Origin of the sequence: Pseudomonas schmalbachii (genome assembly GCF_017589465.1) — a bacterium.
Lineage (GTDB): Bacteria > Pseudomonadota > Gammaproteobacteria > Pseudomonadales > Pseudomonadaceae > Pseudomonas > Pseudomonas schmalbachii.
The window spans coordinates 493,816-515,438 of the sequence record NZ_JAELYA010000003.1 but is presented as its reverse complement, the minus strand read 5'-3'; the positions used below and the strand labels follow the sequence as shown (position 1 = coordinate 515,438).

Annotated in this window: 24 protein-coding genes; 18 read left to right on the top strand and 6 right to left on the bottom strand. The window is 62.6% G+C overall.

Features of this window, described 5'->3' with window-relative positions; genetic code table 11:
- Nucleotides 1–57 precede the first annotated feature (57 nt).
- The 18 genes from fliE to flhB all read left to right on the top strand — a co-directional run bounded on the left by fliE (nt 58) and on the right by flhB (nt 15,754).
- Complete coding sequence (gene fliE, locus JFY56_RS11145) at nt 58–390, top strand: flagellar hook-basal body complex protein FliE (protein WP_208313721.1); 333 nt, start codon at nt 58–60, stop codon at nt 388–390.
- A 20-nt stretch (nt 391–410) separates the two neighbouring features.
- A complete protein-coding gene (fliF, locus tag JFY56_RS11140; RefSeq protein ID WP_208313720.1) occupies nt 411–2,195 on the top strand; it encodes a flagellar basal-body MS-ring/collar protein FliF in 1,785 nt (594 codons plus the stop codon).
- On the top strand, nt 2,188–3,204 hold the full coding sequence (gene fliG / locus JFY56_RS11135; protein ID WP_208313719.1) for a flagellar motor switch protein FliG: 1,017 nt from the start codon (nt 2,188–2,190) through the stop codon (nt 3,202–3,204). Before fliF ends, fliG begins: the two co-directional genes overlap by 8 nt.
- Nucleotides 3,205–3,999, top strand: coding sequence for a flagellar assembly protein FliH (fliH, locus tag JFY56_RS11130; protein ID WP_208313718.1), 795 nt, complete (start codon nt 3,205–3,207; stop codon nt 3,997–3,999).
- Complete coding sequence (fliI, locus tag JFY56_RS11125) at nt 3,989–5,344, top strand: flagellar protein export ATPase FliI (protein WP_208313717.1); 1,356 nt, start codon at nt 3,989–3,991, stop codon at nt 5,342–5,344. The genes fliH and fliI overlap by 11 nt, the downstream gene beginning before the upstream one ends.
- 216 nt (nt 5,345–5,560) lie before the next feature.
- Nucleotides 5,561–6,004 (top strand): flagellar export protein FliJ, encoded by a 444-nt coding sequence (gene fliJ, locus JFY56_RS11120; protein WP_208313716.1) that lies wholly within the window; start codon nt 5,561–5,563, stop codon nt 6,002–6,004.
- A gap of 188 nt (nt 6,005–6,192) precedes the next feature.
- Nucleotides 6,193–6,498, top strand: coding sequence for an STAS domain-containing protein (locus JFY56_RS11115; protein ID WP_208313715.1), 306 nt, complete (start codon nt 6,193–6,195; stop codon nt 6,496–6,498).
- Between the two features lie 17 nt (nt 6,499–6,515).
- The gene (locus JFY56_RS11110; protein ID WP_208313714.1) at nt 6,516–8,210 is read left to right on the top strand and encodes a fused response regulator/phosphatase; all 1,695 of its coding nucleotides are present in this window, start codon (nt 6,516–6,518) and stop codon (nt 8,208–8,210) included.
- Between the two features lie 54 nt (nt 8,211–8,264).
- Nucleotides 8,265–8,615 carry an Hpt domain-containing protein gene (locus JFY56_RS11105; protein WP_208313713.1) on the top strand — a complete coding sequence of 117 codons (351 nt, stop codon included), beginning with the start codon at nt 8,265–8,267 and terminating at the stop codon, nt 8,613–8,615.
- 70 nt (nt 8,616–8,685) lie between these two features.
- Nucleotides 8,686–9,885 carry a flagellar hook-length control protein FliK gene (locus JFY56_RS11100; protein ID WP_208313712.1) on the top strand — a complete coding sequence of 400 codons (1,200 nt, stop codon included), beginning with the start codon at nt 8,686–8,688 and terminating at the stop codon, nt 9,883–9,885.
- 358 nt (nt 9,886–10,243) lie between these two features.
- Nucleotides 10,244–10,759: a flagellar basal body-associated FliL family protein gene (locus JFY56_RS11095; RefSeq protein ID WP_208313711.1), complete on the top strand. Its 516-nt coding sequence runs from the start codon at nt 10,244–10,246 to the stop codon at nt 10,757–10,759.
- A 7-nt stretch (nt 10,760–10,766) separates the two neighbouring features.
- Nucleotides 10,767–11,738 carry a flagellar motor switch protein FliM gene (fliM, locus tag JFY56_RS11090; RefSeq protein WP_208313710.1) on the top strand — a complete coding sequence of 324 codons (972 nt, stop codon included), beginning with the start codon at nt 10,767–10,769 and terminating at the stop codon, nt 11,736–11,738.
- 25 nt (nt 11,739–11,763) lie between these two features.
- Nucleotides 11,764–12,219, top strand: a complete 456-nt coding sequence (gene fliN, locus JFY56_RS11085) for a flagellar motor switch protein FliN (RefSeq protein ID WP_208313709.1) — start codon at nt 11,764–11,766, stop codon at nt 12,217–12,219.
- A gap of 1 nt (nt 12,220) precedes the next feature.
- Nucleotides 12,221–12,685 (top strand): flagellar biosynthetic protein FliO, encoded by a 465-nt coding sequence (gene fliO / locus JFY56_RS11080; RefSeq protein WP_208313708.1) that lies wholly within the window; start codon nt 12,221–12,223, stop codon nt 12,683–12,685.
- Nucleotides 12,682–13,446: a flagellar type III secretion system pore protein FliP gene (gene fliP / locus JFY56_RS11075; RefSeq protein ID WP_208313707.1), complete on the top strand. Its 765-nt coding sequence runs from the start codon at nt 12,682–12,684 to the stop codon at nt 13,444–13,446. The genes fliO and fliP overlap by 4 nt, the downstream gene beginning before the upstream one ends.
- A gap of 121 nt (nt 13,447–13,567) precedes the next feature.
- A complete protein-coding gene (gene fliQ / locus JFY56_RS11070; RefSeq protein ID WP_208313706.1) occupies nt 13,568–13,837 on the top strand; it encodes a flagellar biosynthesis protein FliQ in 270 nt (89 codons plus the stop codon).
- A complete protein-coding gene (gene fliR, locus JFY56_RS11065) occupies nt 13,837–14,613 on the top strand; it encodes a flagellar biosynthetic protein FliR (protein WP_208313705.1) in 777 nt (258 codons plus the stop codon). Before fliQ ends, fliR begins: the two co-directional genes overlap by 1 nt.
- 4 nt (nt 14,614–14,617) lie before the next feature.
- The gene (gene flhB, locus JFY56_RS11060; protein WP_208313704.1) at nt 14,618–15,754 is read left to right on the top strand and encodes a flagellar biosynthesis protein FlhB; all 1,137 of its coding nucleotides are present in this window, start codon (nt 14,618–14,620) and stop codon (nt 15,752–15,754) included.
- A gap of 340 nt (nt 15,755–16,094) precedes the next feature.
- Here flhB and JFY56_RS11055 read toward each other — a convergent pair whose 3' ends face one another.
- From JFY56_RS11055 to JFY56_RS11030, 6 genes are all read right to left on the bottom strand, one after another.
- Nucleotides 16,095–16,592: an immunity protein YezG family protein gene (locus JFY56_RS11055; protein WP_208313703.1), complete on the bottom strand. Its 498-nt coding sequence runs from the start codon at nt 16,590–16,592 to the stop codon at nt 16,095–16,097.
- 274 nt (nt 16,593–16,866) lie between these two features.
- Nucleotides 16,867–17,829, bottom strand: a complete 963-nt coding sequence (locus JFY56_RS11050) for a hypothetical protein (RefSeq protein WP_208313702.1) — start codon at nt 17,827–17,829, stop codon at nt 16,867–16,869.
- 117 nt (nt 17,830–17,946) lie between these two features.
- Nucleotides 17,947–18,909, bottom strand: a complete 963-nt coding sequence (locus JFY56_RS11045; protein ID WP_208313701.1) for a hypothetical protein — start codon at nt 18,907–18,909, stop codon at nt 17,947–17,949.
- Nucleotides 18,910–20,040: a hypothetical protein gene (locus tag JFY56_RS11040; RefSeq protein WP_208313700.1), complete on the bottom strand. Its 1,131-nt coding sequence runs from the start codon at nt 20,038–20,040 to the stop codon at nt 18,910–18,912. It abuts the gene before it with no gap.
- Between the two features lies 1 nt (nt 20,041).
- On the bottom strand, nt 20,042–20,398 hold the full coding sequence (locus JFY56_RS11035; RefSeq protein ID WP_208313699.1) for a DUF4150 domain-containing protein: 357 nt from the start codon (nt 20,396–20,398) through the stop codon (nt 20,042–20,044).
- 2 nt (nt 20,399–20,400) lie between these two features.
- A complete protein-coding gene (locus tag JFY56_RS11030) occupies nt 20,401–21,615 on the bottom strand; it encodes a DUF2169 family type VI secretion system accessory protein (protein WP_208313698.1) in 1,215 nt (404 codons plus the stop codon).
- Nucleotides 21,616–21,623 lie beyond the last annotated feature (8 nt).

Below are 21,623 nucleotides of genomic sequence, written 5' to 3'. Positions count from 1 at the left end.
CCCCTTCGCAAACCCGCGCGGCGTCAAAAAAGCCGCGGTCAGTCGGAGAGGGAAGTGATGAGTCAGGGTGTCGAATTCAATCGTCTGTTGCTGGAAATGCGCTCCATGCAGATGGAAGCCATGGCCAAGGGCAAACCGCAGGAAGTGGCGCCGGCTGCCGAGGGCATGCCGAGCTTCTCCGAGCTGCTCGGCCAGGCGGTGAACAAGGTCAACGCCACCCAGCAGACCGCCAGCGAAATGGCGAACGCCTTCGAGATCGGCCAGAGCAACGTCGACCTGACCGACGTGATGATCGCTTCGCAGAAGGCCAGCGTGTCCTTCCAGGCCATGACCCAGGTGCGCAACAAGCTGGTCCAGGCGTATCAGGACATCATGCAGATGCCGGTCTGAGTGACAGGGACGAATAGTTGATGGCTGAAGCCGTAGACAGTCAGGTCCCCGCCAAGCTGGGCGAGGGCATGCCGAAGAAGCCGCTGATGGGGCTGGCGTTCCTCGAGAATCTCGCGGACATGCCGGTGCTGCGTCAGGTCGGCCTGCTGGTCGGGCTGGCGGCGAGCATCGCCGTTGGTTTCGGCATGGTGCTGTGGTCGCAGCAGCCGGATTACAAGCCGCTCTATGGCAGCCTCAACGGCGTCGATGCCAACCGCGTGGTCGAGACGCTGACCGCCGCGGACATTCCCTACAAGGTCGAGCCGAACTCCGGCGCGCTGCTGGTGAAGGCCGACGATCTCGGCCGTGCGCGGATGAAGGTCGCCAGCGCCGGTGTGGGACCCACTGACAGCAATGTTGGCTTCGAAATCCTCGACAAGGAGCAGGCGCTCGGCACCAGCCAGTTCATGGAAGCCACCAATTACCGCCGCGGCCTGGAAGGCGAGCTGGCGCGTACCATCTCCAGCCTGAACAACGTCAAGGCGGCGCGGGTGCACCTGGCGATTCCGAAGAGCTCGGTGTTCGTCCGCGACGAGCGCCGGCCCAGCGCCTCCGTGCTGGTCGAGCTGTATCAGGGACGCGGCCTGGAGCCGAGCCAGGTGCTGGCGATCGTCAATCTGGTGGCGACCAGCGTGCCGGAGCTGGATAAATCCCAGGTCACCGTCGTCGACCAGAAGGGCAACCTGCTCTCCGACCAGCAGGAGCTGGCCGAGCTGAGCATGGCCGGCAAGCAGTTCGACTACACGCGGCGCATGGAAGGCCTGTTCACCCAGCGCGTGCACAGCATCCTGCAGCCGGTGCTGGGCATGGGGCGCTACAAGGCGGAAGTCTCCGCCGATGTCGATTTCAGCGCGGTGGAGTCCACCTCCGAATCGTACAACCCCGACCAGCCGGCGTTGCGCAGCGAGCAGATCAACAACGAGGAACGGCAGAACGGTTCATCAGGCCCGCAGGGTGTGCCCGGCGCGCTGTCGAACCAGCCGCCCGGCCCGGCCAGCGCGCCGCAGCAGACCGGCGGCAAGCAGGCCTCCGATTTCATCGCCCCCGGCCAGCCGCTGAAGGATGCCAACGGCCAGCCGATCATCGATCCGAAGACCGGCAAGCCGGAACTGGCGCCGTACCCGACCGACAAGCGCGAGCAGAACACCCGCAACTACGAGCTGGATCGTTCCGTCAGCTACACCAAACAGCAGCAGGGCCGTCTGCGCCGGCTTTCCGTCGCGGTGGTGCTGGACGACCGTGCAATCACCGATCCGAAGACCGGCGAGATCAGCCACAAGCCGTGGAGCGCCGAGGAACTGGCGCGCTTCACCCGCCTGGTGCAGGACGCCGTCGGCTACGACGCCAGCCGTGGCGACAGCGTCAGCGTGATCAACGCGCCGTTCGCCGCGGAGCAGGGCATGGAGATCGCCTCGCCGCCGATCTACGAGCAGCCGTGGTTCTGGGATGTGGTCAAGCAGGTGCTCGGCATCGGCTTCATCCTCGTGCTGGTGCTCGGCGTGCTGCGCCCGGTGCTGAACAACCTCAGCGGCGGCAAGGGCAAGGAGCTGGTCGCCATGGGCGGCGAGCCGGGGCTGGGCGACATGGGCGGGCTGGACGGCGATCTGGCGGACGACCGGGTGAGTCTCGGCGGCCCGCAGAGCATCCTCCTGCCGAGCCCGACCGACGGCTACGAAGGCCAGCTCAACGCGATCAAGAACCTGGTGGCGCAGGACCCGGGCCGCGTCGCCCAGGTGGTGAAAGAGTGGATCAATTCCGATGAGTGAGATGCGCGTGAGTGCCAAGCTGAGCAAGGTCGACAAGGCCGCCATCCTGTTGCTCTCCCTCGGCGAGACCGACGCCGCGCAGGTGCTGCGGCATCTCGGGCCGAAGGAAGTGCAGAAGGTCGGCGTGGCCATGGCGCAGATGCGCAATGTGCAGCGCGAGCAGGTCGAGCAGGTGATGGGCGAGTTCGTCGAGATCGTCGGCGACCAGACCAGCCTCGGCGTCGGCGCCGACAGCTACATCCGCAAGATGCTCACCCAGGCCCTCGGCGAGGACAAGGCGAACAACCTGATCGACCGCATCCTCCTCGGCGGCAACACCAGCGGCCTGGACAGCCTGAAGTGGATGGAGCCGCGCGCTGTCGCCGACGTGATCCGCTACGAACACCCGCAGATCCAGGCCATCGTCGTCGCCTATCTCGATCCCGACCAGGCCGCCGAGGTGCTCAACCATTTCGAGCACAAGGTGCGTCTGGAAATCGTACTGCGCGTATCCGCGCTGAACACCGTGCAGCCGTCGGCGCTGAAGGAACTCAACCTGATCCTGGAGAAGCAGTTCGCCGGCAACTCCAACTCCACCCGCACCACCATGGGCGGGGTGAAGCGCGCGGCGGACATCATGAACTACCTCGACAGCTCGGTGGAGGGTGCGCTGATGGACGCCATCCGCCAGGTCGATGACGACCTGTCCGGGCAGATCGAGGACCTGATGTTCGTCTTCGACAACCTCGCCGACGTCGACGACCGCGGCATCCAGGCGCTGCTGCGCGAGGTGTCGTCCGACGTGTTGGTGCTGGCCCTGAAGGGCGCCGACGACCCGGTGCGCGAGAAGGTCTTCCGCAACATGTCCAAGCGCGCCGCCGAGCTGCTGCGCGACGATCTGGAAGCGCGCGGCCCGGTGCGGGTCAGCGAAGTGGAAGGCGCGCAGAAGGAAATCCTCACCATCGCCCGGCGCATGGCCGATTCCGGCGAGATTGCCCTGGGCGGCAAGGGCGGCGAGGAGATGATCTAAGTGTTCGAGTCGGACAAGCCGAGGGAAAGGAAGCGCGACGGCGAGCCCGGCGAGCTGATCCGCGCGCGCGATGTGGCGGGCTTCGATCTCTGGTCGCTGCCGAGCTTCGATCCGGTGGTCGAACGGCCCGAGCCGGAACCCGAGCCAGAGGCGGTGGAAACCCCGCAGGTCGAGGAAGTGCCGGTCGAAGAGGTCAAGCCGCTGACGCTCGAAGAACTCGAAGCGATCCGCCAGGATGCCTACAACGAAGGTTTCGCCACGGGCGAGAAGGACGGCTTCCACGCCGGCCAGCTGAAGGCGCGGCAGGAGGCGGAGACTGCGTTGCAGGCCCGTCTGCAGAGTCTGGAAACCCTGATGAACCAGCTGTTCGAGCCGATCGCCGAGCAGGACCAGTTGATCGAGCAGGCCATGCTCAACCTGGTCCAGCATGTCGTCCGCCAGGTGATCCAGCGCGAGCTGAGCCACGATTCCAGCCATGTCCGCCAGGTCCTGCGCGAGGCGCTGAAGCTGCTGCCGATGGGCGCGGAGAACATCCGCATCATGGTCAATCCGCAGGACTTCGAACTGATCAAGGCGCTGCGCGACCGCCATGAGGAAAGCTGGCGCATCCTCGAAGACGATGCGCTGCTGCCCGGCGGCTGCCGCATCGAGACAGAACACACGCGGATCGACGCCAGCATCGAGACGCGTCTGGCGCAGGCGACCAAGCAATTGCTCGAACAACAGCGCGAACAGGCGACCCACCCGCTGCGGGCCGACCTGCATATCGAACTGGAGCCGGCCGATGCGCCTTGATCGGGTCAGCTTCGCCAAGCGCCTGGGCGGTTACGCCGACGCGGTGAACCTGCCCGGCGAGCCGGTGGTGGAAGGCCGCCTGCTGCGCATGGTCGGCCTGACCCTGGAAGCCGAGGGCCTGTTGGCCGCCATGGGTAGCCGCTGCCTGGTGATCAACGACGGCATCTACCACCCGGTGCAGGTCGAGGCCGAGGTGATGGGCTTCTCCGGCGGCCGCACGTTTCTCATGCCGGTCGGCAGCCTGGCCGGCATCGCGCCCGGTGCGCGGGTGGTGCCGCTGCCCGACAGCGGGCGACTGCCGATGGGCAAGTCGATGCTCGGCCGGGTGCTCGACGGCCTTGGCCGCGCGCTGGACAACAAGGGCGGGATGCGCGCGGAAGACTGGGTACCGATGGACGGCCCGGTGATCAACCCGCTGGCCCGCGATCCGATCCACGAACCGATGGACGTCGGCATCCGCTCGATCAACTCGCTGCTTACCGTCGGCCGCGGCCAGCGCCTCGGCCTGTTCGCCGGCACCGGCGTCGGCAAGAGCGTGCTGCTGGGCATGATGACCCGCTTCACCAAGGCCGACATCATCGTGGTCGGGCTGATCGGCGAGCGGGGACGCGAGGTGAAGGAGTTCATCGAGCACATCCTCGGCGAAGAGGGCCTGAAGCGCTCGGTGGTGGTCGCTTCGCCGGCGGACGACGCGCCGCTGATGCGCCTGCGCGCCGCCACCTACTGCACGCGCATCGCCGAATACTTCCGCGACAAGGGCAAGAACGTCCTGCTGCTGATGGATTCGCTGACCCGTTTCGCCCAGGCCCAGCGCGAGATCGCCCTGGCCATCGGCGAACCGCCGGCGACCAAGGGCTACCCGCCGTCGGTGTTCGCCAAGCTGCCACGGCTGGTCGAGCGCGCCGGCAACGGCGAGAAGGGCGGCGGCTCGATCACCGCGTTCTACACCGTGCTCAGCGAGGGCGACGACCAGCAGGACCCGATCGCCGACGCCGCGCGGGGTATCCTCGACGGTCACTTCGTGCTGTCGCGCCGGCTGGCGGAGGAGGGGCACTACCCGGCCATCGATATCGAAGCCTCGATCAGCCGGGTGATGCCGCAGGTGGTCAGCCCGGAACAGCTTTCCAGCGCCCAGCGCTTCAAGCAGCTGTGGTCGCGCTACCAGCAGAGCCGCGACCTGATCAGCGTTGGCGCCTACGTGGCCGGCGGCGATGCCGAGACCGACCTGGCCATCGCCCGCTTCCCGGTGATGCGCGAATTCCTCCGCCAGAGCCTTGGCGAAAGCCAGAGCCTGGAAGACAGCGCGCAACTGCTCGACGCCGTGCTCAATGGCAAGGCCGGTTGATGACGCCGGTTACCGATGGGGTGGCGGGTTTCACCCGCCCTACGGGGCTGGTTCGAATGGCGCGTAGGTTGGCGCTGAGCTTGCGAAGCCCAACGGTGCCATGGCTCGACAGGTGTTGGGCTTCACTGCGTTCAGCGCCAACCTACGGGGCGCGCAACCGGCCGTCCGTAGGATGGGTTGAGCGCAGCGATACCCATCGCTCATGCGGTACGTGCAATGCCCCGTCGCGCTGAACGCCTCGCCCCCGTCGTCGAAATGGCGGTGAAGGCCGAACGCGAGGCCGCGCGCCAGCTCGGCCAGGTGCAGGCGCAGATGCTCCAGGCGCAGCGCCAGCTCGCCGACCTGGAGCGCTATCGCCTCGACTACCAGCAGCAGTGGATCGAGCAGGGCCAGAAAGGCGTCAGCGGCCAGTGGCTGATCAACTACCAGCGCTTCCTCTCGCAACTGGAAACCGCCGTCGAGCAGCAGGGCCGCAGCGTCGACTGGCATCGCGGTGTGGTCGACAAGGCCCGCGATGGCTGGCAGGAGAAGTACGCCCGCGTCGAAGGCCTGCGCAAGCTGGTCGAACGCTACCGCCAGGAGGCGCAACAGGCGGAGGACAAGCGCGAGCAGAAGCAGCTCGACGAACTGGCGCAGCGGGTGCGGCATACACAGCGGTAGGAGCAACTGTGTTTAGTTCCGTAGGATGGGTTGAGCGCAGCGATACCCATGGGGGCCGCGAATGATGGGTATCGCAAGCTCAACCCATCCTACAAGGCTGCCCGACATTCCCTGCCTGTTGCCGCCCCCCGGCCAAGCTGCTACATCTTGATCCGCGCAGAGGCGCATCCAACGACAGGGAGAATCCGATGGCCATCACTTCCGTTCCGTCCGCCGACGGGCAAGAGCTGAGCATTGTGATAGAGGGTCGCTTCGACTTCGGTGCGCATCAGGACTTCCGCAACGCCTATGAGCGCGTGGAGATCACGCCGAAGCGCTACGTGGTGGACCTCAAGGGCGCCACCTACCTGGACAGCTCGGCGCTGGGCATGCTCCTGCTGCTGCGCGACCATGCCGGCGGCGAGCAGGCGCAGATCAGCCTGATCCACTGCAATGCGGACGTGCGCAAGATCCTGTCGATCTCCAACTTCGAGCAGCTGTTCAAGATCAGCTAGAGGAGGGCATTCCTCCGATGTCCGACTACCTGACGGTACTGATCGCCGAAGACAACGCGGCGGACCGACTGCTGCTGTCCACCATCGTCAGCCGCCAGGGGCATCGTGTGGTCACCGCGTCCAATGGCCTGGAAGCGCTCGCCCAGTTCGCCCAGGAGCGTCCGCAACTGGTGCTGATGGACGTGATGATGCCGGTGATGGACGGCTTCGAGGTGGCGCGGCGGATTCGCCAGCGGACCGGCGAGGAGCTGGTGCCGATCATCTTCCTCACCTCGCTGACCGAGTCCGGCGCGCTCGGACAGGGGCTGGAGGCCGGCGGCGACGACTTCCTCATCAAGCCCTACAACCGCGTGGTCATCGAAGCCAAGATCCGCGCCATGGCCCGCCTGCATCACCTGCAGCGCATGGTGCTCGAACAGCGCGACCTGATCGCCCGGCACAACGAGCACCTGCTCAACGAGCAGCGCGTGGCCAAGGCGGTGTTCGACAAGGTGGCGCATTCCGGTTGCCTCGACGCGGCGAACATCCGCTACCTGCAATCGCCGTTCGCGGTGTTCAACGGCGACCTGCTGCTGGCGGCGTTCAAGCCGTCCGGCGGCATGCACGTGCTGCTCGGCGACTTCACCGGCCACGGCCTGCCGGCGGCGATCGGCGCGATGCCGCTGGCCGAGGTGTTCTACGGGATGACCGCCAAGGGCTATTCGATGCCCGACATCCTCCGCGAGATGAACGCCAAGCTGAAACGCATCCTGCCGGTGGGCGTGTTCTGCTGCGCGAGCATGCTCAACCTGAGCTTCCAGCGCGGGCTGGTGGAAGTGTGGACCGGAGGACTGCCGGACGGCTTCCTCTACCGTCGGGAAACCCGCGAGCGGGTGCCGCTGGTATCGCGCCATCTGCCGCTCGGCATCCTCGCCCCGGCGGCGTTCGACGAGCGCTACGAGGTCTACCCGATGAGCGAGGGCGACCGCGTATTCCTGTTCTCCGATGGCGTGCTGGAGGCGACCAATACCGCCGGCGAAATGTTCGGCGAGCAGCGACTGATGGAGGTGTTCGCCAGCCAGGCGGATGCTTCGCGCCTGTTCGACGACATCCAGACCGCGTTGTCGCGCTTCCGTGGCGAGGCGCAGGACGACCTCAGCATGCTGGAAGTGGCGATGGCGCCGCAGGTCAGCCAGCAGCGCCCGCCGCTGGCGTTCTCCGACAGCGGATTGAGCAATCCGCTGGACTGGTCGGCGAGCTTCGAATTCCGCGCGCCGACGCTCAAGCACTTCAATCCGCTGCCGTTCCTCCTGCAACTGCTGATGGAAGTGCAGGCCCTGCGGCCCAAGGGCGGCGCCCTGTACAGTGTGCTCGCCGAGCTGTATTCGAATGCCCTGGAGCATGGCGTGATGGGCCTGGATTCCTCGCTCAAGCGCGACGCCAAGGGTTTCGCCCGCTACTACGAGCAGCGTGCCGAACGCCTGGCGGCATTGCGCGACGGCTATGTGCGTTTCCATCTCGACCTGTCGTCCCATGCCGATGGCGGCGGCCGCCTGCTCATTCGCATGGAGGACAGCGGGGATGGCTTCGATGTCGGCGCGGTGCTGCAGTCGCAGTGCGAGGTTTCCAGCTACTGCGGCCGTGGGCTGCTGCTGGTGCGGCAGTTGGCCGATCGCTGCCAGTGGTCCGCGGATGGCAAGTCGGTGTCCGTGGAATTCTTCTGGGAGAGTTAGGGTCAACAGACCCTGACCCTCCCGCCATCGCCCGTATTCCCGGAGACCCAGCGAATGTCCGAAGTGCATCTCGACGACGCCGTGCAAAGCGCCCTGCAGGAGGTGATGGAGGACGACTATCCGCTGCTGCTGGATGCCTTCGTCAGCGACTCCGAAGTACGCCTGCGCGAAATCCGCGCCGGGCTGGCCAATGCCGACCGCGAAGCGGTGCGCCTGGCCGCGCACAGCCTCAAGGGCAGCTGCAGCAACATGGGCGCGGCGCGACTGCTCGGCCTCTGCGTGCAGATCGAGGAGTGCGCGCGGCACGGCGATTTGGCCCGGGTGGCGGTGCTGTTCGAACAGGCCGATGCGGAGTTCGGCACGGTCTGCAGCCTGCTGGGCAGGCGCCGGCTGGACGAAATCTGAACCGCGCACGACGAATTGGCCCGGCGGTTGCTACATCCGTTCCCGTCACTGAATGGAACGGAGAATCCCGATGGCAGTCGCCCCGGATGTGCTGCTCAAACCGACGCCCCCCGGCAAGTCCGGTGCGGCGCTTTCCAGCACCCTGAAGCATGCCGGCAATCCCACGCGCGACAAGGGTTCCAGCTTTGCCGACGTCTACGCGCGGGAGAGCCGTCCGGCGCCTGCGGAGCGTCCCGCGCACGCAGCCCGGCCGGCGCGCGAGCGTGTTGCCGACAGCGCCAGGGACAACCCGGCGAAACCGCCTGCTGCCGCCGACAAGCCGGAGGTTGCCGATGACGGCAAGAGTTTGCCGGGCGCGGCGGAGGACAAGCCGGAAAGCGTGGACGACAAGCCCGCGGAGCAGGCGGAATCGCAGCAGCCGCAGACCGGCGAGCCCGTGCCGCTGCTGGTCACCCTTGGAGCTGAACAGCAGAACGCAGCGAATACCGATTTCGACCTCGAAAAGCTCAACCAGCAGGGCGGCGTGAAGCTGAGCCTGGAGCAGGGTGCCCAAGCGCAACAGCAGGGTGTGCCCCAGGGCAAGCTGGATCTGGCGGCGCTGCAGGCGGGCCAGGTCGTGGAGCAACAGCCGGAAGCGGGCGACAGCAAGCTCCTGCAGGGCGCCTTGCAGGCCGGTGCGGGATTGCTGCGTCTGGCGGAAGGCCAGTCCGATGGCAAGTCGGACGCCCACAGCGAAACCTTCGCCGCCCGGCTGGAGGCGCTGACCCACGCCCTTGGCTCGCAACCTGCGCTGACCAGCCGCCCGGTGAATGCCCTGGTGCCCGGCCAGCCGCTGGCGCTGCAGCAGAATGGTATCAGCGAGGCGCTGGTGGACCGGGTGATGTGGATGTCCAGCCAGAACCTCAAGTCGGCGGATATCCAGATGGAGCCGGCCGACCTCGGTCGCCTCGAAGTGCGCATCCACATGACCGCCGAGCAGACCCAGGTGACCTTCGCCAGCGCCAACGCCGGCGTCCGCGACGCCCTGGAAAGCCAGATGCACCGCCTGCGCGACATGTTCAGCCAGCAGGGCATGAGCAGCCTTGACGTCAACGTCTCCGACCAGTCGCTGTCGCGCGGCTGGCAGGGGCAGGAGGGCGAGGCCGGGCGTGGGCAGGGTCGCGGGGGGCGTGGCGGCGGTGGCGATGACGAGCCGGTGCTGAGCGGCGTCGCGGAAGTGCGCAGCCAGCCGGGACGGCAGGGACGGGGATTGGTGGACTATTTCGCCTGATCCCGCGCGCCGCCGCTGCTTTTGGTAGGAGCCAGCAAGAACTAGGCGTCCCCCTGGCTCCTACAGGTGTGGCGCAGGCTGCAATGCCCATCGTAGGTTGGCGCTTCGCAACGCGAAGCCCAACAGCGCCATCGTTGGGCTTCACTGCGTTCAGCACCAACCTACGCGGGTTCTGGCCCAGCCACCCAGCCACATGGTTACTTAGGATGCAAACCAGTTGCTCCTGCAGCAAAAAACGCCTCGCACTTTTCCTCCCCGCCCTACGTACCACGCTGTAATATCCGCTCCCGAGCTGGCACAGCCCTTGCTCAAGTCCAGATATATGCGCAACGCGCCGGATTACTGACGGATTTTTGGCATGGCGAAGAAGGACCAGCAGACCCCCTCCCAGAAGAGCACCCGGGCGATCCCGGTGAAGCCCGCCGTCCTGCTGGCGGTGGCTTTCCTGCTGGCGATCGGCCTGTCGGTGGGCGGCACCTGGTTCTTCCTCAGCAAGCAGTCGAAGGACGAAAGCGCTGCCGAGGCCGGTGCCGAACACGCCACCACCGGCAAGAAACCGGCGCTGTACGAGCAACTGGCGCCGCCTTTCGTGGTCAACTTCAGTCAGGGCGGGCGGCCGCGCTATCTGCAGGTGTCGCTGGCGCTGATGGGCCGCGACAAGGCACAAATGGATGCCCTGCGCGAACAGATGCCGCTGGTCCGTAATCAGTTGGTCATGCTGTTTTCCGGTCAGAATTTCGATTCGCTGACCACACCGGTGGGCAAGGAAATGCTCCGCCAACTGGCCACCGCCAAGGTCCAGGAGGTGGCGAAGAAGGCCACCGGCAAACTGGTCGTGGAACAAGTGTTTTTCACCAACTTCGTATTGCAGTAGGTGCAGCATGGCCATGCAGGATCTGCTCTCCCAGGACGAAATCGACGCGCTGCTGCACGGCGTGGACGATGGCCTGGTCGAGCCCGAGGATGATCACGAGCCGGGGGCGGTCAGGTCCTACGACCTGACCAGCCAGGACCGCATCGTCCGGGGCCGCATGCCGACCCTGGAGATGATCAACGAGCGTTTCGCCCGCTACACCCGCATCAGCATGTTCAACCTGCTGCGCCGCTCGGCGGATGTCGCGGTGGGCGGCGTGCAGGTGATGAAGTTCGGCGAGTACGTGCATTCGCTGTACGTGCCGACCAGCCTCAACCTGGTGAAGATGAAGCCGCTGCGCGGCACCGCGCTGTTCATCCTCGACGCCAAGCTGGTGTTCAAGCTGGTCGACAACTTCTTCGGCGGCGACGGTCGTCACGCCAAGATCGAGGGCCGCGAATTCACCCCCACCGAGCTGCGCGTGGTGCGCATGGTGGTCGAGCAGGCGTTCACCGACCTGATCGAAGCCTGGAGCGCGGTGATGCCGATCTCCTTCGAGTACGTCAACTCGGAGGTCAACCCGGCGATGGCGAACATCGTCAGCCCCAGCGAAGTGGTGGTGGTCTCGACCTTCCATATCGAGCTGGACGGCGGCGGCGGCGACCTGCACATCACCATGCCGTATTCGATGATCGAGCCGGTGCGCGAACTGCTCGACGCCGGCTTCAAGTCCGACGTCGACGACCAGGACGAGCGCTGGGTCAACGCCCTGCGCGAAGACATCCTCGACGTCCACGTCCCGCTCGATGCCACCGTGGTGCGCCGCCAACTGAGGCTGCGCGACATCCTGCACATGCAGCCGGGCGACGTGATCCCGGTGGAACTGCCGGAACACATGATCATGCGCGCCAACGGCGTGCCTTCCTTCAAGGTCAAGCTGGGTTCGCACAAGGGCAACCTGGCGCTGCAGATTATCGATCCGCTCGAACGCCCGCGTTGAGCGCATCCACCAGAGGACACCGTCAATGGCAGACCAAGACAACGTGACCCCAGAGGAGCAGGCGCTGGCCGATGAGTGGGCCGCCGCACTCTCCGAGTCGGGCGACATCGACCAGAGCGGCATCGACGCGCTGATGACCAAGGCGCCGCCGAAGCCGCCGCGCGCACCGATGGAAGAGTTCGGCATGGCGCCCAAGGCGCCGACCATCGCCGGGCTGGAAGGGCCGAACCTGGATGTGATCCTGGACATCCCGGTGACCATTTCCATGGAGGTCGGCCGCACCGACATCAGCATCCGCAACCTGCTGCAGCTGAACCAGGGCTCGGTGATCGAACTCGACCGCCTGGCCGGCGAGCCGCTCGACGTGCTGGTCAACGGCACCCTGATCGCCCACGGCGAGGTGGTGGTGGTGAACGAGAAGTTCGGCATCCGCCTCACCGACGTGATCAGCCCCAGCGAACGCATCAAGAAGCTGCGCTGACATGAACCGACTCGTCGCATCCCTTGCCGCCCTGCCGCTGGCCGGGCTGGCGTCCTTCGCCGGCGCCGCGGAGAATCCCGCGCCGGCCATCGTCCACGCCAGCAGCGCGCCGAGTCTGATCACCGGCAGCGCCGGCGCGCAGCTGATGCAGCTGCTGTTCGGCCTGGTGCTGGTGGTCGCGCTGATCTTCCTGCTCGCCTGGCTGGTGCGCCGCGTGCAGCAGGTCGGCCCGCGCGGCAACCAGACCATCCGCCTGCTCGCCAGCCAGGCCCTCGGCCCGCGCGACCGGCTGGTGCTGGTGCAGGTTGGCGAGGAGCAGATCCTTCTCGGCCTCACGCCCGGGCGCATCACCCCGCTGCATGTGATGCAGCAACCGGTGCACCTGCCCGACGCCGAACCGGCCACCCCGGACTTCGCCCGCAACCTGCTGGAACTGCTGAACAAGGACAAGGGCCGCCCGCAATGATTTTTGCTGTCCTGCGCTGGGCGCCGCTGGCGCTCGGCCTCTTCCTGCTCGGCCTGCCGCAGGCCTTCGCCGCCGACCCGATGTCGATCCCGGCGATCACCGTGACCACCAACCCGCAGGGCCAGCAGGAATACTCGGTCAGCCTGCAGATACTGCTGATCATGACCGCGCTGAGCTTCATCCCGGCGTTCGTCATGCTGATGACCAGCTTCACGCGGATCATCATCGTCTTCTCCATCCTGCGCCAGGCGCTGGGCCTGCAGACCACGCCGTCGAACCAGGTGCTGATCGGCCTGGCGCTGTTCCTCACCCTGTTCGTCATGGCGCCGGTGTTCGACCGCATCAACAACGAGGCGCTGCAGCCGTACCTCAACGAGCAGATCCCGGCGCAGGAAGCGCTGAGCCGCGCCGAGGTGCCGCTGAAGGGCTTCATGCTGGCGCAGACCCGGCAGTCCGACCTGGAGCTGTTCGTGCGCCTGTCCAAGCGCACCGACATCGCCAGCGCCGACGCCACGCCGCTGACCATCCTGGTTCCGGCCTTCGTCACCTCGGAGCTGAAGACCGCGTTCCAGATCGGCTTCATGATCTTCATCCCGTTCCTGATCATCGACCTGGTGGTGTCCAGCGTGCTGATGGCGATGGGCATGATGATGCTGTCGCCGCTGATCATCTCGCTGCCGTTCAAGATCATGCTGTTCGTCCTGGTGGACGGCTGGGCGCTGATCATCGGGACGCTGGCGGGCAGTTTCGGGACGGTATAACGATGTTGTCTTTCGTAGGTTGGTGCTGAGCTTGCGAAGCCCAACATCGCCATGGCCAACGTTGGGCTTCACTGCGTTCAGCGCCAACCTACGTGTGCAGTTTGAGAGGTGAGGGCCAAGCATGACCCCTGAAGTCGCACTGGACCTGTTCCGCGAAGCGCTCTGGCTGACTGCGCTGATCGTCGCCATCCTCATCGTGCCGAGCCTGCTGGTCGGCCTGGTGGTGGCGATGTTCCAGGCCGCCACGCAGATCAACGAGCAGACCCTGAGCTTCCTGCCGCGCCTGCTGGTGGTGCTGCTCACCCTGATCGTGCTGGGTCCGTGGCTGCTGCGGCAGCTGATGGAGTTCACCCAGAACCTGATCGCCAACATTCCGACGCTGATCGGCTGATGTTCGAACTGAGCAACGCACAGATCGGCGGGTGGATCGGCAGCTTCGTCTGGCCGCTGTTCCGCGTCGCCGCGCTGCTGATGACCATGCCGATCATCGGCACCCAACTGGTGCCGACCCGCGTGCGCCTGTACCTGGCGCTGGCGATCTGCGTAGTGCTGGTGCCGAGCCTGCCGCCGATGCCGCAGGTCGACGCGCTGAGCCCCCGCGCGCTGCTGCTGATCGGCTGGGAAATCCTCATCGGCGCCATGCTCGGCTTCGTCCTGCAGTTGCTGTTCCATGCCTTCGTGGTCGCCGGGCAGATCATCTCCATGCAGATGGGCCTCGGCTTCGCCTCCATGGTCGACCCAACCAACGGCGTGTCGGTGCCTGTGCTCGGGCAATTCTTCACCATGCTGGTGACCCTGCTGTTCCTCGCCATGAACGGCCATCTGGTGGTGTTCGAGGTGATCGCCGAAAGCTTCGTCACCCTGCCGGTGGGCGAGGGGCTTTCCGGCAACCACCTGTGGGAAGTCGCCGGCAAGCTCGGCTGGGTGCTCGGCGCCGGCCTGCTGCTGGCGCTGCCGGCGATCACCGCGCTGCTGGTGGTCAACCTGGCGTTCGGCGCCATGACCCGCGCGGCGCCGCAGCTGAACATCTTCTCCATCGGCTTCCCGCTGACTCTCGTGCTGGGGCTGGTGATCCTGTGGATCGGCACCGCCGATCTCCTTGCGCAGTACCAGGTGCTCGCCAGCGAGACCCTGCAACTGCTTCGTGAACTGATCCGGTCGAGGTAGCGCGATGTCCGAAGACCAGAGTTCCGAAGACCGTACAGAGGAACCCACGGAGAAGCGGCGGCGAGAGGCGCGAGAAAAAGGCCAACTGCCGCGATCCCGTGAGCTGAACACCCTGGCGGTGCTGCTGGCCGGCGCCGGCGGTCTGCTGCTGTACGGCGCCGCGCTGGGCGACAGCCTGCTGCGCCTGATGCGCGGCAGCTTCCAGCTGTCCCGCGAGACGGTGATGAACAGCGACAGCATGCTCCAGCTGTTCGCCACCGGCGGCTGGCTGGCGGCCGAGGGGTTGTGGCCGATCCTCGCGCTGTTGCTGGTGGCGGCTCTCGTCGGCCCCATCGCGCTGGGCGGCTGGCTGTTCTCCAGCGAGGCGCTGGCGCCGAAGTTCAGCCGCCTCAACCCGCTGGCGGGGCTGAAACGGATGTTCTCGGCCAAGTCGCTGCTGGAACTGTTCAAGGCACTGGTGAAGTTCGTCGTGGTCCTGCTGGTGGCGCTGCTGGTGCTGCAGTCGGACAAGGACGACCTGCTGGCGATGGCCCATGAACCGATGGAGCAGGCCATCGTTCATAGCGCCAAGGTGGTGGGCTGGAGCGCGCTGTGGCTGGCCGCCAGCCTGCTGATCATCGCCGCGGTGGACGTGCCCTATCAGCTCTGGGACAACCGCAAGAAGCTGATGATGACCAAGCAGGAAATCCGCGACGAATACAAGGACAGCGAAGGCAAGCCGGAAGTGAAGGCCAAGGTCCGCCAGATGCAGCGCGAGATGGCGCAGCGGCGGATGATGCAGGCGGTGCCGACGGCCGACGTGGTGATCACCAACCCGACGCACTTCGCCGTGGCCCTGAAATACGACGCCGAGGCCGGCGGCGCGCCGAAGCTGCTGGCCAAGGGCAACGACTTCATCGCCCTGAAGATCCGCGAGGTGGCCAACGAGCACAAGGTGATGGTGCTGGAGTCCCCGGCGCTGGCGCGGGCGGTGTACTACTCGACCGAGCTCGACCAGGAGATTCCGGCCGGCCTGTACCTGGCGGTGGCGCAGGTGCTGGCCTACGTGTACCAGCTCAAGCAATTCCGCGCCGGCAAGGGCAAACGACCGGAGCCGCTGGCGGAACCGCCGATTCCGGAGGATTTGCGCAGGGACGAATGAAAGGTAATTGGTGCTCCCTTGCCTTGATCCGCTCCAAACCTCGGGACATCGCGATCGGTGTATTTCAGCAGAAACATAGAGCCTTCTTTAGAGTTTCCTTAGATAAGCTCAATATCCAATCTGTCAATTTTCGAGGAAACATATTTCCCTCGAAATGGCCAAGGGGTCACTCAGTAACACTTCGTTGCAGAGAGCCAATTCTCCGCAATTCAAGTGTCGACTCGTCAGTTTGCCGACTGCAGTATAAGAATGGCCTGTGCCGTCTCTGACAATCAAGGGATCTGCATAAGATGGCTCTTCGGTGCAGCAATGTGAAGTGTATTGTGAGTTGGTGATTGCACTATTTGTTTTGTAGGTCGGCTAAGCGCTTTATTAGAGTTTTGTAGCCTTCCTCCTTTTCATCGGAGTAGTCGATGCTACCGTCCAGCCATTCTTTAAGGTGTATTTCAAGGTCCGGGCGAGGGTGTTCTAAAAATTCAGCACGCCATTTATCAGGGCTGGGGATGGTTTCAAACGAAGGCAGATGATCATAGTCATAGTTGAAGTTGAAATTTCCATCGGAGGTTAATTCAAATGTTAAAGTATACCAGGCATCACTTTGATAGTTTGTCTTGGTCATTAGGGATCTTAATGTCTTGGCTAACTCTATTGATTCGGCGTAGCCTCGCAAGCTTTTGGTTTTTCCTGACTGATCGATTGATTCGGCTTCGGCTTCGGCTTCTAGATATTGTTTTATAATTTTAATTTTGAGTTTAACGCTTGCCCATTTTTCGTTTTTTACGATGGAGTAGATGCTCGTTGCGATTTTTTGTTGTAGGTATTCCTGCTGGCTACTCATCGGTTTTCTCCATTTGCTATCTGCTTCAATATTGTCTTTCCATTCGTGGTTTGTTCAATGTTAAATTGAGATGCTCTCGCTGTTTCATTGGTGTATATCAATTAAGTTCTTGCCTCGACTTCTTTACCCTCTTTCAGGTTTTTGCTCATTCTTTTTCCATCTGTCCCCATTCGCCACACCATGCCCATCGGGAATAAAGATGAGGAAGAGACACGTTCCTATTCGAAGTCGAACTGCAAACTGATCACCTTCCCGATCAAAACAAATATGAGGCTCAATCTTTTGGCCACGGAATGCTGTTGGGATACTGTTGGTTGAATTTGGCGACTACCTGATCGAGCAGCGGGGTGTCGGGGCGGGCGAGGGGGACGCCGGGCTCGCAGGGCAGGCGGCCGAGGGGTTGTTGCATCAAGGGATGGTCGAATTCTTGCGGGTTTTTCAGGCCTATCCATTCACGTAGGCGTAGGAAGGCGAAGATTTCGTATGGGAATAGCCAATAGTCCTCTTCTTCGAATTCGTAAACTTCTCGTCCTTGTGAATCTTCGCGCGAATGCTGAACATGGAAATCGGCCATGCACTGGACCATTTCTCCGACTTTTTCCAGATCAGTAGTTTTCCAGTCAGAAAGGACTTCGTCATATGGTGTGAGGCTTTCCGGATAGGAGTAAAGGGAAGTGTCAATAGACAGTTTTTCTACATCAAAGACCAAATGCAGCAAGAACCAGAAGTGACGATAGAGAGTGCCATTTTCGTGCAAATGTGTGAGATGTAAATCAAGAAGTTCTGTATCTAGTCCTGCATGTAGAGCACGAACCAGCGCGTGGAACTCTCTGTTCCAACCGGCAATGATGGTTGTAGATAAATTAAAAGCTGCTTCAGTGAGTAGCAAGCCACTTGTCAGTTTTTGCTGCTCTATAAGCACAGCATCAAACATCACGCTAGCGTAATTGTGTCGCGCCAAGAGAGCTAGTTTCTGGCTACCAGTTTCTGGATGAAAGAATATAGAGTTGCTGTATTCGTTTAGGTACCAGTAAGCTGTGTTTGCGGCGCCCAGCCCTAACAACTGGATATCGTCAGCGGTGCTAATGTAATTTCTGAGGTTTTCAATGCTTCCATCAAGAAAGCTGCTCCTGTTTCTCGGGTGTTCTAACCATTCTTGAACTTCTTTTTTTATATAATTTAGTTGTTTTATTACTATTTTTCTTGCTTTTTCAATTTTAGATTTTTCGTTTTTCACGTCAATTTTCAATTGGGTTGCCGTTCCCGTCGGGGATAAAGATGAGGAAGAGACACGCTCCTATTTCAAGTCGAACCGCAGACCGACCACCTTTCCGATCAAAAATAAACTTGAGCCTCAATCTTTCGGCCACGGAATGCTGTTGGGGTACTGTTGGTTGAATTTGGCGATCACTTGGTCGAGCAGCGGGGTCTCGGGGCGGGCGAGGGGGATGCCGGGCTCGCAGGGCAGGCAGCCGAGCGGTTGTTGCATCAAGGGATGGTCGAACTCGTGCGGGTTTTTCAGTCCCAACCACTCACGTAGGCGTAGGAAGGCGAAGATTTCGTAGGGGAATAGCCAGCGTTCTTCATTTTCGAATTCGTAGACTTCTCGTCCTCGCGAATCTTCGCGCGAGTGCTGCGCGTGGAAATCGGCCATGCGTTGCACCATCTGGCTGACTTTGCCCAGATCGGTGGTTTTCCAGTCGGCCAGGACTTCGTCATACGGGGCGAGGCTCTTTGGATAAGAGTACAGGGAGGTGTCGATAGTCAATTCTTCCACTTCGCAGGCAAGATGCACTAGGAACCAGAAGTGGCGATAAAGGGTGCCTTTATCGTGTTTGGGGGTGATTCTCAAATCAAGCAGTTTGGTGTCCAATCCTGCATGTAGCGCGCGAACCAGTGCGCGGAACTCTTTACCCCAGCCGGAAATTATGGCTATCGATAAATTGAAGGACGCCTCAGTGGTTAACAGACCGCTAGTCATTTTTTTTTTGTTAATAAGCTCGGCGTCAAACATTGTGCTGGCATAAGTATGACGGGCTATCAGAGCGAGTGCTTGGTAGTCAAGCGAAGACCCGGTGAGCGCGAGATGGCTATAGGTCATCAGGTGCCAATGACTGATTTCTGATGAGGCTAGACCCATAAGATTTATATTGTCCTCGCCTTTGAGATAAAGGCCGAACTCTTCTTTCCCGTCGTCTAGGAAGAGTTTCTTGCTATTTGGGTGTGCCAACCACTCGGTGAACTCTTTTTTTAGATTATTTACTTTCTTGTTTATAAATTTTGTTGTTTCTATGGATGGGGTGTTCTTACTGAGCATTTAGACGTTCCTTGATGGCCATGGTTTTGATCTTGAGGGTTTTTTCGGGCTCTTCATACAGCCTTTATCGATGTTTTCAATAAATACTTCTCGTTTTTCATAACTGATATTGGTGCTTTGTTTTATCCACTTTAGTGCCTTCCTGGCAGCCTCGTCAGTTCCGTGTGGAGCGCTTTGATAGTGCCCAAGCCGATTTGCTGCTTTTCTGAGGCGATCTATTGTAAAACCCTCCCCGCCCATTTCCGCCTGCGCTTTACTCAAACTCCCCGCCCGTGAAGTCTCCGTCGCTTTTACCTCCCAGGCCTTCACTTCGCCAGTCTGGCTGTTACGGCCAATCAGGTCGACGCCCTGCCCGGAGTTATTCTGCACCGAGAGAATTTCGTCGAAGCCTTCATCCATCATGTCCATTCTGGACAGCCATTCACCGCACTTGCCTGTCTCGGCGCTCTTGTTGCCTTTGACCTTTCCGCCGTCTTCTTTCTTTTCCGGTTCCTTCGGCTTTCTGGCCTGTTCTGCCTTTTTCGCCTCTTCGGCTTTCCTGGCTGCTTCTTCCGCTCTTGCGGTATCGGCAGCTTTCTCGGCTGCCTTTTCACCCTTGACCAGATCGCCAAGGGCTTCCACGCCTTTCTTGCCGATCTTGCCCAGTTTTCCGGTGGGTATGATTTCCCAGTAGGACTCGGGCATGAAAACTTCACTGACCGCCGTGGCCATGGCGCCAACGACCATGGCTCCGGTGCTGAAACCTGTGCTGGCGACCCAGGCGTCGATGCTGTTCTGGAGGCCGGCCTTGGCTTGTTCGAGCAGGTTCTTGTCCAGTGGAGGATTGGCGCCCTGTGCGCTAGTGCCGCTGGAGGGGCCTTCTCCGGTGATCTTGCCGATGGTGTTTCCGCTGCCGCTGTAGCTGCCGGTGAGGGCGGGCCTGAAGTCGAATGTGGGCAAATTCAGTTCCGCGTATTTGCGGCGGAACTCTTCGTAGGCCAGCGGGGTGAAGCTACCGTTGTTGAGAAGCTCGTTCTGATTGCTCCATACCGCCCAACCAACGCTGTTGGCGTGCGGGTAGAGGCCCAGCGTCGTACCGTCGGACAGAGGGCGGAATACGGCCGGCCCGTTGATTGTGATAGGGGTGGCCATGTCAGGCTCCGTTCATCCAGAACCGGTCGCCATGGCGAAGGATGTATTTGCCGCCGGCACGTACGCTGCCGCTGTGTTCCAGGGGGTAGCAATTGGCGCCGACGGTACCGCTTTTTACGCCCTTGCCTTGCCCAGGCTCATCGCCCTGGGTTTGTGGGATCTTGCTGTGCTGGTACACCAGTAACGCTTCACCATTGGCGCGCACGCTGGGTACCACGGCGACGGCGTTCTGCATTTCCGCGACGACGGGATAGGGCACTGGCGGCAGGCTTGAGCCCATCGGGGTCTTGCAGACATCCGGCAGCAGGCTGATGACCCGCCAGTTTTCGCACTGGCGGGCGGTGACGTCGTGGGCCATGGTCAGACCTCCCTGGTCTTGATGAGCGGCGCGTCGGGATCGGTTTCGAAGCGGGCTTCCAGTGCTTCGAGGGGAAACTCGGTGGGGACCAGGCAGCGCCAGGCGACCTCCACCAGCAGGGCATCGGTGTCTATCGCCAGGGTGTCGATCACTGCGTTGAGCGGGAGCAGGCCGCCTCCCTCGAACCAGGCGAGCACAAAGGCGCGGTGGCCCGGCAGTGAGGCCAGGACGGTGCCATGGGGTGAGCAGGCAGGCGGAAGCAGATTGCTCAACTCGATCACTGCATCCGGCGGTGGATAGGCGATCTGCTGGTCCTGGGGGGCGCCATTCCAGTAGGCGAAGTCGAAATCCCCGGGCAAGCCAGGCCAGCGCTCGTCGAGCCATTGCTGGTCGAAGGTGCCGGCTTTCTGCAGACGTGGAGTCCAGGCGCGGCCGACGATGCCGAAGCCCGCTGGTCGCTGGCCATAACTCTCGACGACTCTGGCCATTGCCGGGGCATCCAGAGAGCCCTCCGGGTGGCGAACGAGCAGAGGTGGCTTGAAGTTGTCGTCCGGGTAGGTGATCTGCGGTACTGGCAGGTTGTCCGGTGGGACATGACCTGCCTGCCTGGCCATCTTGCGGTGGAGCTTGTCCATCCACCCGGTGCCAAGCGGGTTGCTATAGCAGACTTCGTTGAGCAGCCACTCGGGTTGGGCGGGATCTTCCGCGTGTTTGGGATTGGGGACACGGCTGCTGCCACCAAAGGCATGCTCCCAGTCCAGGGGGACCTTGGACGTGGTTTGCGGATCGTAGAGGCCCCAGCCGAGGTAGTCCTTGTAGAAGATTCGTGGTGCGCTGATGCGCAAGGCCTTGTCGAGCAGCAGAGGGGCGTTGGGGTTGCCTGCGCGACGCAGGGCCAGGCGGGCGATCCAGCTTCGTGATGGCCTGCCAAATGGTGCGTGGGTGTGACCCTGCAGGATTACATCGCAGCGAGGCTTGAAGGGCGCCAGGTCCGACTCGCGGCGAACGCTGGATTGGCCAGGGGCGCCGTAGTACTCGTCGACATAGCAGAGCCCGACGGGGTCGCTGTCCTTGACGGACAGACGGGCGTCGCCTGTCTGCGGATCGACTTGCAGGTCGTAACCGACCTTGATCACGACTACCCGGTATTCCCGGTCGTCCACGTCAAGGGCGTCGTAGCACTGTGCAGCGAATGGCGTGAGGTTGCGGAATTCCATGGACGCAA